A 12581-nucleotide genomic window follows, 5' to 3' on the forward strand; every position below is an offset into this window, starting at 1 on the left:
TCAGACGCCGATCTTCGCCGGGCGTCCGTCCTTCAGGTGCCGGATCGCGGCGACGGCCGGACGCGGCTGCGCGGCGCCGCCGTCGGGCCAGTGCGACGCGGGCTTCTCCGGTGAGGCGTCGTCGACGTCGCCCGGGTGCTGCACCGAGACCAGCACGAAGTTCTCGGTGACGACCGGGCCGCAGCACTCCGAGCCGACCGGGACGCTGGCGAACAGCCGGGTCGAGCCGCGCTGCGGCCCCTCCAGCACGACGCCGTAGAGGCCGTCGTTGATCTCCAGCGCCTGGCTGGAGTCGGTCGAGATCCACAGGTTGCCGTAGGGGTCGAACGCCACGTTGTCCGGCGAGGTGATCGGGCTGACCTGGGACTTGTCGAACCCGCCGAAGTACGTCGACGGGTCGTCGGGCTTCCCGCAGACCAGCAGGATGTTCCAGGCGAACGTCGTCGCCGCCGGGTCGTCGCGCGTCTCGGTGAGCTCGATGACGTGGCCGTGCTGGTTGGCGTTGCGCGGGTTCGCCTCGTCCGGACCGGCCTTGGCGCCCGCCTTGCCGCGGTCGGAGTTGTTGGTGCAGGCGATGTAGACCTTCCCGGTGCGCGGGTTGGGCTCCACGTCCTCCGGGCGGTCCATCTTCGTCGCGCCGACCTTGTCCGCGGCGAGCCGGGTGAACACGAAGACGTCGGCGACGCTCATGCCGTCCACGTAGGACTTCGTGGTCGACGCCAGCGGCTTCCACTGCCCGGAGCCGTCGAAGCGGCCGTCGCGCGGCAGCGTCCCGGTGCCGGTGATCTCCGCGGCCGGGCTGTCCCCGGTGAACGTCGCGACGTAGAGCGTGCCCGACGACAGCAGGGTGGCGTTGTGCTCGCGGGCGGCCCGGCTGTGACCACGGCGCATCCGCTTGTCCGACACGAACTTGTAGACGTAGTCGAAGCGCTCGTCGTCGCCCATGTAGACGACGGGGCGCCCGTCCCGGGTGAGCGCGACGGTGGCGCCCTCGTGCTTGAAGCGGCCGAGCGCGGTGTGCTTGACCGGCTTCGAGCGCGGGTCGTGCGGGTCGATCTCGACGATGTAGCCGAACCGGTTGGCCTCGTTCGGCTCCTGCGCGAGGTCCCAGCGCGGGTCGACACGCTCCCACCGGCGCTCCGAGGCGCCCTCTTCGAAGCCGTAGCGCTTCGCGCGCTCGTCGGTGACCGGGCCGGAGGCGAAGTAGCCGTCGAAGTTCTCCTCGCCGGACAGGAAGGTGCCCCACGGGGTGGTGCCGCCGGCGCAGTTGCCGATCATGCCCTTCACGCTGCGCCCGGTCGGGTCGGCCTTCGTGCGCAGCACCTCGGCACCGGCGGCCGGGCCGTCGAGCACCATCTCGGTGTCGGCGGTGATGCGCCGGTTGAGCTTCCCGTTGCGGTCGTAGCGCAGCTCGCCGGTGCGCAGGTCGCGGGTCACCTCGACGACGCCGCCGCCGTGCGCGGCCATGCCGATCCGGATCTGCTCGGGGGTGGGGGCGTCCTCGTCGTACCCGCGGAACATCAGCGGCTCGAGCGTGTACTCGTGGTTGGAGAACATGACGTAGCGGCGGCCGGGGCCGTCGATCGGCAGGATCCCGCAGAAGTCGTTGTTGTAGCCGAACTGGCGGGCCTGCGCGGCGGCGGTCTGGTTCTCGAAGTCGAACTCCGGCGCGTCCGGGAACATCGGGTCGCCCCAGCGGATCACGACGTTGCTCGCGTAGTCGACCGGCACGCGGATCGCGTCGTCGAGGTTCGGCGCGACCGTCTCGTACTGCAGCCCGCGCGGGGGCCGGGCCTGCGCCGGCGCTGCCACGTCGGCACCGAGCGGATGGGCCGGCGCGGCCGGGGCGGGCTCGGCCGCCGAGGCGGTGCCGGCCAGGGCCACACCGGCCCCGGCGCCCAGGCCGATCACCGCACCGGCGCGGAGCATCCCGCGCCGGTCGAGCACGGCCTGCATGACGTCACCGAAGTAGGCGTTCGACGACGGGTTGGGCTCGGGCCGCGAGCAGGCGTCGCCGCACCGGTAGCGGCAGGTGAGGCCCTGACGTCCGTGCCGCACGCGGTCGAGGAGCGGGAGGGCACGGCGGGAGCCGGCCTGGGGGGCGTCGCCGGGGCAGCTGTGGGCCACGGTCGTCCTCCTGGGGTCGTGGTGGGATGACGCGGTCCGGTCCGGTCCGTTCGGAACCGTCCGTTTCCTCCGCATCCCAACACCCCCGTTCTCCCGTGGGGTGAGGAGAAGGTGGCCGCCGGGTGAACGCATCCCCGGACGGGGTGGTGTCGACCACGCAACGCGACCGGCGCGGCCACCCGATGGGTGACCGCGCCGGTCGCGTCGTGCGCTGGACGAGGGCACGGACCGGGGCGGGCGAGTGCCTCGCCCCGGCCCGGCGGGATCAGACGATGCCCTGGCGGGCGGCGGTGTAGACGATCTCGGTGCGACGACGGACCTCGAGCTTGTCGCGCAGGTTCCGCACGTGGAACTTCACGGTGGCCTCGGAGATCCGCAGCCGGGTCCCGATCTCGCGGTTGGACAGGCCGACGGCGAGCAGCCGCAGGACCTGGTTCTCGCGGTCGGTCAGCAGCGAGGTCTTGCAGAGGTCCGGCGTGGGCGACGGCGCCGGGTCGGTGTCGCGCAGCACCTGCAGCGGGCCCGCGCTCGCGGTGCCCGGGTCGAAGACGCCCTCGCCGCGCAGGACCGTGCGCAGCGCCCGCACGATCTCGGCGGTGTCGGCGCCCTTGCGCAGGTAGCCGTGGACACCCAGGCGGACGGTGCGCATCATCGAGTCGCGGTCACGGCAGCCGGTCAGCACGAGGATCTTCACCCCGCGGCAGCGCTCCAGCAGCGCGCGCACCAGGTCGAGGCCGGGCCGCTCGTCGCGGGCGAACTCGATGTCGACGATGATCGCGTCGGGGCGGGCGCGCTCGGCGGCCATCAGGGCGTCGCGCGGGGAGGCGGCCTCGCCGGCCGGGGCCAGGTCGGGCTCGGCGGTCAGCAGGGCGCGCAGCCCGTGCCGGACGACCGGCTCGGAGTCGACGACGAGTACCCGGGCCGCGCGGCGGATCACATCCGCGCCGTCGGCCCCGCGGCCGGCACGCAGATCGGTGGCCTCACGAACGGCTTCGAGCGTCATCGCTGTCCTCCGGTGGATCTGTTGCGTCATCGCAGGAACACCAACCGGCGTCCCGATGCGGCAAACCGTAAGGAGCGCCACGTTGCCCCCACGTTGCGCGCGATCGAGCGACGTCGCATCCCGGCCCGGTCGCGAGGGGGTCGAGCCCCCCGAGCAGCGGGTATGCTCGCGACCCCGGGACGGACCACCGATTCCGGGACGGTCCCGCGCCGGCGCGGGACATCACGTGGGAGCAGGGCACGACGTGCCCCCAGCCGTGACGGGAGGCGACGTGAGCGGAGCCGAGGGCGGGACGTCCCCCGAGGAGATGGTCGCCGACGCACATCGCCTGCGGCGCATCTACGACGACGGGCTCGGCGCCGGCGGTTCGGCGGGTACCCCCCGCCCGGTCGTCTCGGACTCGTGGCAGCGCAGCCTGGCCGCGCACGTCGACCCGGAGGGCAGGCTCCCCCCGCTCATCTACCTCGCCGACGAGCTGAAGGAGGTCCGGACCGGCCACCCGCTGCACGCGGTGATGCCGCTGCTCCGTTCCACCCTCGTGAGCATCGCCGACGAGGCGATGCACGTGATGCTCGTGACCGACGCCGACGGCACCGTCCTGTGGCGCGACGGCGCACACGGCCTGCTGCACTCCGCCGACGACGTCGGGCTCGTCGAGGGCACCCGATGGGCCGAGGAGACGATCGGCACCAACGCGATGGGGACGGCGCTGGCCGTCGACGAGCCGGTCCGGATCCACTCCGCCGAGCACCTCGTCCGGGCCTACCACGACTGGACCTGCGTCGCGGCACCCGTGCACGACCCCGACACCGGCGACACCATCGGCGCGATCGACATCTCCGGGCCGCTGCACACCGTGCACCCCGCGCTGGTGCAGCTGGTGACGGCGACCGCGCACCTCGCGGAGAACCAGCTGCGGGTGCGGCTGGCGATCGCCGACGAGCGGCTGCGGGTCAAGAACATGCCGCACCTCGCGGCGCTGCGCGGCTCCGAGGGCGCCCTGCTGTCCGCGAGCGGCCGGGTCATCGCCAGCGAGCCCTACGGCCTGTTCCCCGAGCGGATCCGGCTCGACGACGGCGTCGACCGGGTGCAGCTCGGCGACGGCCGGGAGATGGCCGTCGAGAGGCTGGCCGAGGGCTACCTGCTGGTGCCGCCGTCGCGGCGGCGCGGGCGCGTCGTCCCGACGGCGCCGACCGGTGCGCCCCGCCCGCTGGAGCTGCGCTTCACCGGCGGGGGCGGTCCGCGCGTCACCCTCGACGGCGAGGAGTTCGCCGCCACCCTGCGCCCGGCGGAGATCCTCACCGCGCTGGCGCTGCACCCCGACGGGCTCTCCGGCGAGCAGCTGACCCTGATGCTCTACGGCGAGGACGGCAACCCGACCACCGTCCGCGGCGAGATCCACCGGCTGCGGTCGTCGCTGGGCGCGGAGCTGCTGCTCACCCGCCCCTACCGGCTGGCGGCCGGGCCGCAGGCCGACTTCCTGCGGGTCCGCGCCGCGTTGCGCGACGGCCGGGTGTCCGACGCGCTCGACTCCTGCCACGGCGAGCTGCTGCCCCGCTCCGACGCGCCTGCCGTGCGCGAGCTGCGCGACGAGCTCGTGGTCGGGCTGCGGCACGCCGTGCTCGCCTCGGACGACGTCGCGCTCCTGCACCGCTTCGTCGTGCACCCGCTGGGGACCGACGACCTGGAGGCGCACGAGCTGCTGCTGGACCTGCTCGACCGGGACGACCCGCGCCGGGCCGCCGTCGCCGCGCGGGCCGAGCACCTGCGGGACTGACCCGCCGGGCTCAGGTCTGTGCGGCCAGCGGGCTGTCCGGCTCGGGCTCCAGCTCCCCCGCGCGCCACAGGGCCGCGTAGCGACCGCCCGCACGGACCAGCTCGTCGTGCGTGCCCTCCTCGGCGATCCGGCCGCCGGACAGCACCACGATCCGGTCCGCCCGCCGCGCGGTCTGCAGCCGGTGGGCGACGACGAACGCGGTCCGCCGCGACGCCACCCGCTCCCCCGCCGCCAGCACGGTGGCCTCGGTGGCCGGGTCCAGCGCCGCGGTCGCCTCGTCGAAGATCAGCACGTCCGGGTCGACCAGCTCGGCCCGCGCCAGCGCGACGAGCTGCCGCTGCCCCGCAGACAGGCCCTGCCCCCGCTCGCCCACCGGGGTGCGGAACCCCTGCGGCAGCGACCGCACCAGACCCAGCGCCCCGACCGCGCGGGCCGCGGCCTCGATCCGCTCCGGCGGGGCGTCCGGGCGGCCGTAGGCGATGTTGGAGGCGACGTCGCCGGTGAACAGGTGCGCCTCCTGCGGGACCACCCCGAGCCGCGAGCGGTACCCGGCCAGCGGGAAGCGGCGCACGTCGACGCCGTCCACGCGGACCTGGCCGTCGCCGGTGTCGTAGAACCGGGCGATCAGCTTGATCAGCGTCGACTTGCCGGCACCGGTCGCGCCCACGAGCGCGACGGTCTCGCCCGCCCCGACGCGCAGCGACACGTCGTCGAGGGCGGGGGCGTCCACCCCCGGGTAGCGGAACGTCACGTGGTCCAGCTCGACCTCGCCGCGCAGCCGCGACGGCACGGGCGCCGGGCGCTCGGGCTCGTCCGGGACCGAGGTGCGCGTGCGCAGCAGCTCCGAGATCCGGTTCAGGCCGACCCGGGCCTGCTGGTAGCCGTCGAACACCTGCGACAGCTGCTGCACCGGGCCGAAGAACAGGGTCAGGTACAGCAGGAACGCGGTGAGCACGCCCGGGGTGATGTCCCCGCCGACGATGCGGGTCCCGCCGACGAACAGCACGACCGCCGTGGCGATGTCGGACAGGAACGCCACGAACGGGAAGTAGGTGGCGATGTAGCGCTGCGCGCGCAGCCGCGACCGGCGGTAGGCGTCGGAGCGCTCGCCGAAGCGGTCGTAGCTCAGCTCCTCGCGGACGTAGGCCTGCGCGATGCGCACCCCGGACACGTTCTCCTGCAGGTCGGCGTTGACCACGCTGACCCGCTCGCGGGCCTCGGCGTAGGCGCGGGAGGAGAACCGGCGGAACACCACGGTGCCGACCGCGAGCAGCGGCAGCAGCCAGCCCAGCGCGTACAGCGCGAGGTGCGGGTCGGTGAGCACCAGCGCGGTCGCGACCCCGCCGATCGTCAGGAGGCTGACGACGGCCTGCGCCAGCCCGGTCTGCAGGAACGTGGACAGCGCGTCCACGTCGGTCGTCATCCGGGTCATGATCCGGCCGGACAGCTCGCGCTCGTAGAAGTCGAGGCCGAGCCGCTGCAGGTGCGCGTAGCTGCGCAGCCGCAGCAGGTAGAGCAGGCTCTCCCCGGCCCGGGCGGTGACCAGCGTCTGGAACCCGACGACCACCGCGTCCAGCACGACGATCAGCAGCCCGGCCAGCGCCGCCAGCAGCAGGACCCGGGTGGCGCCGTCGGTGATGCCGTCGTCGACGGCGATCCGGGCGATGCTGGGCAGGGCCAGGGTCGCCAGCGCGTCCGCGGTCATCAGCGCGACGCCGAGCACCAGCAGCCGGCGCACGGGGCGCAGCAGCGAGGACAGCCGGAACGCGGGATCGGGGGCGGTCGGGTCGTCGTCGCCGCGCAGCCGGGGGGTCTCGTCCGCCGGGGGCAGCTTCGCGACGGACTCGAGCAGCTCGGGGGTCGCGCTGATCCCACCCGCCCAGCCGGCCGCGCCGCCTCCGCCGTCGCGGGTCAGGGCCCGGTCCGGGTCCTCCTCGATGCTGACCCGCGGCCACAGCTCCGGGGTGACGGCCGGGCCCGCCGGTGCATCGGCGAGGACACCGTCGCCGGTGCCGGTGCCGGTGCCGGTGCCGTTAGCGGGTGCCGCCTCGTGGGCGGCGGGCCCGCGGGTACCGCCGCCGAGCTCGTCGGCGGGGCCGGTGGCGAGCAGCTCCCGGAACAGCGCGCACCGGCCGCGCAGCTCGTCCTCGGTGCCGGTGTCGACGACCCGGCCCTTGTCCAGCACCGCGATCCGGTCGGCCAGCGCCAGGGTGGAACGCCGGTGCGCGACCAGCAGCGTGGTCCGCTCGGCGGTCAGCTCGTGCAGGGTCTCGTGGATCGCGGCCTCGGTGGCGGTGTCGACCGCGGAGGTCGCGTCGTCGAGCACCAGCACCCGCGGCCGGGTCAGCATCGCCCGGGCCAGCGCGATCCGCTGCCGCTGGCCACCGGACAGGGTCAGGCCGCGCTCGCCGACCTCGGTGTCGTAGCCGTCGGGCAGGTCCTCGACGAACGACGCCACCTGCGCGGCCTCGGCGGCGGCGCGGATCTCGTCCTCACCGGCGTCGGGCCGGCCGTAGGCGATGTTGTTGCGGATGCTGTCGGAGAACAGGAACGCCTCCTCGAACACCACCCCCAGCTCGGCGCGCAGGTCGTGCAGCCGCAGGTCGCGCAGGTCCACCCCGCCGATCGCGAGACGCCCGGCCTGCGGGTCGTAGAAACGGGGCAGCAGCAGCGCCACCGTCGACTTCCCCGAGCCGGGCGGGCCGACCAGGGCGAGGGTCTCGCCGGGTTCGACGCGCAGGGAGAGCCCGTCCAGGACCGGGTCGGGGGCGGCGTCGCCGTCCGGGCCGGAGCCCGCGGGCTCGTAGCCGAACCGGACGTCGTCCAGCTCGACGGTCAGCGGGCCCTCGGGCAGCGCGGCCGGACGCTCCGGGTCGACGATCCCCGGTGCGGCGTCGACGATCTCGAAGACGCGCTCCGCCCCGGCCCGGGTCAGCTGCGCGGTGACCACGAGCGCGCCGATCAGCCGGGCGGGCCCGACGAGCATCCCGACGTAGGTGGTGAACGCCAGGAACGTGCCGAGGTCGATGGTGCCGCGGGCGGCCATCCAGCCGCCGACGCCGATCACCGCGACCTGTCCCAGCCCGGGCAGCGCCAGCAGCATCGGGTTGAGCCGCGCGGTCAGCCCGGCGGCCCGCAGCCGCTCGCCGTAGAGGCGGCGGGCCCGTCCCTCCAGCGTGGCGGTCTCGCGGGCCTCCTGCCCGAAGCCCTTGACCACGCGCACGCCGGTGACGGTCTCCTCGACCTGCTGCGCGATCTCCGCGGCCCGCTGCTGCGCGGACCAGGTGGCCGGGAACAGCCTGCGCCGGATGCTGTTGGTGGCCAGGAACGCCAGCGGCAGCATGACCAGCGCGACCACGGTGAGCAGCGGCGACAGGTACAGCATCGCGACGATCGCGACGACCACCAGCACGACGGTGCCCGCCGACAGCGGCACCATCGACAGGAAGCCCTGCACCAGCTGCAGGTCGGAGATGGCCCGCGAGGCGACCTGGCCGGTGCGCAGCCGGTCCTGGCGGACGCCGTCCATGCGCTGCACCGCGCCGAACACCGCGCGCCGCAGGTCGTGCTGCACGTTCAGCGCCATCTTGCCGCCGAGGTAGCGGCGCACGAACGCGCCGACGAACTTCAGCACGCCCAGCACCAGGAGCCCGCCGACGACCGGCGCGAGCACGCCGGTGTCCCCGCCGATCGCGCCGTTCACGCCCTCGCGGATCAGCAGCGGACCGATCGCCTCCAGCCCGACGCCGAGCATCGACGCGACGAGCGCACCGACCGTGACGCGGCGGTGCCGCATGCAGGCCGTGGCCAGTCTGCGGATCCAGCCGGGGCGTGCGGAGGGGTGGGGAGAGGGCACGTCGCCAGGCTATGCCCGCCCCCCGACAACCGGCCCGGCGACGCCGCCCGGCGCGGGCCGCCGGGCACCCGCCGTCGACGACGGCCGCTCCCCCGCACCGCCCACCTCGCACGGGTTCCGGCGACGTCGCAGACCGTGCAGAGGCTGCGAGGTGGAGCGAACCCGTGCGAGGTGGGCCGGGCTGCCGGCCGCCGCCCCGGACCCGCCGGCTCGCCTCAGGTGATGTCCCGCCGCGCCCCGACGACGGCGGCCAGTGCGATCCCCGAGGCCGTCCAGACCGCCAGGACCAGCAGCCCGACCCAGCCGGGCGGCGGGGCGCTGACCCCGGCCAGGAACTCCAGGACGAACTGCGACTGCGCCCCCAGCCCGGCCGAGCTCACGACCGGCCCCCAGATCGCGAGGTCACCGGCGTTGCCGGGCAGGAACGGGGTCAGCCGGGCGAACACCGACGGGTCGCCGAGCGAGGACCCGTCGCCCGCGCGCAGCGCCCCGGCGATCAGGTTCTCCCCGATCAGCAGGTAGCCGACGGTGAGCGCGATCGCCCCGGCCTGGTTGGTCACCAGGGTCCCGACGGCGACGCCGAGCACCCCCCACAGCGCGCACACCAGGATGCCGATCGCGCCCAGCCCGGCGAGCTGCCCGAGGTCGGGCAGCTGCTGGCCGCCGAGCGCCGCACCGCCGAGCAGCGGACCGACCACGACGAGGAACAGCGCGTACAGCCCGGCGACGACGGCGGCGATCAGCGCCTTGGCCGCGAGCACCTGGCCACGGGACCCGGTCAGATAGGCCAGCGTGACCGTGCGGTGCCGGAAGTCGCCGGTGCCCAGCAGCGTCCCGAAGGCGGCGCCGACGATCGCGGTCATGGTCAGCGCCGACGCCAGCCCGGCGAGCATCAGGATCGACGAGGTGTCGGTGGCCTGCGGCACGAGCAGCTGCAGGATGCTGCCGAGCAGGCTCTGGGCCAGCGCGAGCAGCAGCACCGGCAGGAACAGCAGCCACCACACCCGGGTGGACAGGGTCTTGCGGACCTCGGCGGTCAGGACCGCGCGGAAGCGGTCGAGGCTCACGGTCGCCATCAGCGCTGCTCCTCCCCGGCGAGCAGGCGCAGGAACATCTGTTCCAGCCCGGCCCGCTCCTCGCTCATCCCGTACACCGCGACGCCCGCGGCGAGCGCCAGGTCCCCGACGCGGACCGCGTCGGCCCCGCCGACGGCCAGTACGCCGTCGTCGACGCGGTCGATCTCGGTGATCCCGTCCGTGGCGAGCGCCTCGGCCAGCCGGGCCGGGTCCGCGGCGCGCACGAGCACCCGCGAGCCGTGGCCGGCGCGCAGCTCGGCGACGGTGCCGTCGAAGCGGCAGGCACCGCGGTCGATGACGACCAGCCGCTGGGCGGTCAGCTCCATCTCGGCCAGCTGGTGGGAGGAGACGAGCACGCTGCGCCCGGACGCGGCGAAGGCCTGCAGGAACGAGCGCAGCCAGGCGATGCCGTCGGGGTCCAGGCCGTTGCCCGGCTCGTCGAGCACGAGGATGCGCGGGTCGCCGAGCAGCGCCACGGCCAGCGCCAGGCGCTGGTTCATGCCGAGCGAGAACCCGCCCGCCGAGCGGTCCGCGGCGGCGGCCAGGCCCACCAGGGTGAGCACCTCGTCGACCCGGGAGTCGGGGACGCCGATCGCGGCGGCCGCGGCGCGCAGGTGCGCGCGGGCGGTGCGCCGCGGGTGCACGCCCTGCACCTCCAGCACCGCGCCGACGACGCGGCCGGGCGAGGCCAGCGCGGAGAACGGGACCCCGTCGACGAGCGCGCGCCCGGTACTGGGCACGACCAGCCCGAGGATCATCCGCAGCGTCGTCGTCTTGCCCGAGCCGTTGGGTCCGAGGAACCCCGTCACCGAGCCGGGCTCGACGGTGAACGACAGGTCGTGCACGGCCTCGACCGGGCCGAACCTCTTGCCGAGCCCCTCGACGACGATCCGCCCGCTCCCGGCCGCCGTCGCCGGGTCCGTGGACGCGGTCTCCTGCACTCCGGCCTCCGTCCGTCTCGCGTCGCACCCCGGGTTCGCGCCGGGGCATCGCCTGCCCGCCAATCCTCGCCCAGCGCGGGGACACGACCGGAGGCGGGCCCCGCACCGATCCGGTCGGCACTGGCGCGAGACCGACGAAACGGACTTGAATGGCGTGCGTCACACGCTCAGCGACGAGCCCCGAGGAGCCACCCCGTGATCGACCCGACCAGCACCGTGTCCTCCCTGCTGCGCACCCACGCCACCGGGCGCCCGGACGACGAGGCCCTGCGCTTCGGCGACGTCCGCCGCACCTGGTCCGAGCTCGACGTCCGGGTGCGCAGGCTCGCGGCGGCCCTGCGCGCGGAGGGCATCGGCCCGGGCGACCGGGTCGCGGTGCTGGACCTCAACCACCCGTCGTGCCTGGAGCTGTCGCTGGCGTGCGCGTGGATCGGGGCGGCGAACGCGGTCGTGAACTTCCGGCTCGCCCCGCCGGAGATCGTCTACGTGATCGGCGACGCCCGGGCGCGACTGCTGCTGGTCGGCCCGGAGTTCGCCGGGGCGGTCGGGCAGCTGCGGGAGGAGCTCACCGCGGTGGAGCGGGTGCTCCACGTGGGCGGGGACGCCGACGAGTACGAGGCGTTCCTCGCCGCGCACGAGCCGGACACCGACCCCTACGACGCCGGCCCCGGCGACTGCTTCGTACAGCTCTACACCTCGGGCACCACCGGGTTCCCGAAGGGCGCGATGCTCACCCACGGCGCGATGCTGGCGCACGCCGCGCACGTCGCCGCGGACTTCGAGCTGACCCCGACCGACGTCGTGCAGGTCGCGATGCCGCTGTTCCACGTCGGCGGGACCAGCTACGCCTTCCTCGCGCTCGCCCAGGGCGCGCGGATCGTGATGGCCCGGATGCCCGACCCGGCGGCGCTGCTGGACATGGTCGCTGCGGAGGGCATCACGCACACGTTCTGGGTGCCCGCGCTGATGGGCGCGATGACCCAGGTGCCGGGCGCGGCCGACCGCGACTACACGTCACTGCGGGCCATCTCCTACGGCGCCTCGCCGATGCCGCTGCCGGTGATGCGGGCGTCGCTGGCGCTGTTCGGCCCGAAGCTGCACCAGGCCTACGGGATGACCGAGGCCTGCGGCGTGGTCAGCTCGCTGGGCCCGGAGGACCACGGGGACCCGGCCGTCGAGCACCGGCTGGTGTCGGCGGGCAGGCCGATCACCGGCTGCACGATCGAGGTGCGCGACCCGGCGACGGGCGAGCGGCTCGGCACGGACGAGCCCGGGGAGATCTGGGTGCGGACCGACCAGCTGATGAGCGGCTACTGGGACAAGCCGGAGGCGACGGCGGCGGCGATCACCCCGGACGGATGGCTGCGGTCCGGCGACGGCGGCCACATCGACGCCGACGGCTACGTCTACGTCACCGACCGGATCAAGGACATGATCGTCTCGGGCGGCGAGAACGTGTACCCGGCCGAGATCGAGCGGGTGCTCGCCGAGCACCCGACCGTCGGCGACGTCGCCGTCATCGGAGTGCCCGACGACCGGTGGGGCGAGGTCCCGAAGGCCTGCGTGGTGGCCGCGCCGGGGGCGACCGTCGACCCCGAGGAGCTGCTCGTTCACGCGCGCGCCCACCTGGCGTCGTTCAAGTGTCCGAAGACCGTCGACGTCCTGCCGGAGCTCCCCCGCAACCCGACCGGCAAGATCCTCAAGAAGGATCTCCGGGCACCGTTCTGGGCGGGCCGGGAGCGCAGCACCGTCTGACGTGGCGCCGGTCTCATACTGAGACACGCCGAAACTTGACCGACTC

At 74.6% G+C, this 12581-nt stretch carries 7 protein-coding genes; 2 read left to right on the forward strand and 5 right to left on the reverse strand.

All coding sequences use genetic code 11. The features are described from left to right. Both KPL60_RS26055 and KPL60_RS26060 read right to left on the reverse strand, forming a co-directional pair. Complete coding sequence (locus KPL60_RS26055; protein WP_226367494.1) at window positions 1-2127, reverse strand: PhoX family phosphatase; 2127 nt, start codon at window positions 2125-2127, stop codon at window positions 1-3. A gap of 265 nt (window positions 2128-2392) precedes the next feature. Then, window positions 2393-3130 (reverse strand): response regulator transcription factor, encoded by a 738-nt coding sequence (locus KPL60_RS26060; RefSeq protein WP_062397435.1) that lies wholly within the window; start codon window positions 3128-3130, stop codon window positions 2393-2395. Between the two features lie 271 nt (window positions 3131-3401). Here KPL60_RS26060 and KPL60_RS26065 point away from each other — a divergent pair, with 271 nt between their 5' ends. Further along, entirely contained in the window at window positions 3402-4907 is a 1506-nt protein-coding gene (locus KPL60_RS26065) for a GAF domain-containing protein (protein ID WP_226350029.1), read from the forward strand. Between the two features lie 10 nt (window positions 4908-4917). On the opposite strand, the gene KPL60_RS26070 is transcribed toward KPL60_RS26065, so the two are convergent. The 3 genes from KPL60_RS26070 to KPL60_RS26080 all read right to left on the reverse strand — a co-directional run bounded on the left by KPL60_RS26070 (window position 4918) and on the right by KPL60_RS26080 (window position 10780). Then, a complete protein-coding gene (locus tag KPL60_RS26070) occupies window positions 4918-8703 on the reverse strand; it encodes an ABC transporter ATP-binding protein (protein ID WP_226368238.1) in 3786 nt (1261 codons plus the stop codon). A gap of 275 nt (window positions 8704-8978) precedes the next feature. Then, complete coding sequence (locus KPL60_RS26075; protein WP_226367495.1) at window positions 8979-9839, reverse strand: hypothetical protein; 861 nt, start codon at window positions 9837-9839, stop codon at window positions 8979-8981. Next, the gene (locus KPL60_RS26080) at window positions 9839-10780 is read right to left on the reverse strand and encodes an ATP-binding cassette domain-containing protein (RefSeq protein WP_226367496.1); all 942 of its coding nucleotides are present in this window, start codon (window positions 10778-10780) and stop codon (window positions 9839-9841) included. Before KPL60_RS26080 ends, KPL60_RS26075 begins: the two co-directional genes overlap by 1 nt. A gap of 195 nt (window positions 10781-10975) precedes the next feature. On the opposite strand from KPL60_RS26080, the gene KPL60_RS26085 reads away from it, so the two are divergent. Further along, the gene (locus KPL60_RS26085; protein ID WP_226367497.1) at window positions 10976-12535 is read left to right on the forward strand and encodes a long-chain-fatty-acid--CoA ligase; all 1560 of its coding nucleotides are present in this window, start codon (window positions 10976-10978) and stop codon (window positions 12533-12535) included. Window positions 12536-12581 lie beyond the last annotated feature (46 nt).

It is taken from the genome of Pseudonocardia sp. ICBG162 (genome assembly GCF_020496225.1).
Taxonomy (GTDB): Bacteria; Actinomycetota; Actinomycetes; order Mycobacteriales; family Pseudonocardiaceae; genus Pseudonocardia; species Pseudonocardia alni.

Excerpts from the sequence above, each read along its gene's own strand:
- KPL60_RS26060 (WP_062397435.1), bottom strand. The coding sequence starts at position 3,130 with ATGACGCTCGAAGCCGTTCGTGAGGCCACCGATCTGCGTGCCGGCCGC.
- KPL60_RS26070 (WP_226368238.1), bottom strand. The coding sequence starts at position 8,703 with ATGCGGCACCGCCGCGTCACGGTCGGTGCGCTCGTCGCGTCGATGCTC.
- KPL60_RS26075 (WP_226367495.1), bottom strand. The coding sequence starts at position 9,839 with ATGGCGACCGTGAGCCTCGACCGCTTCCGCGCGGTCCTGACCGCCGAG.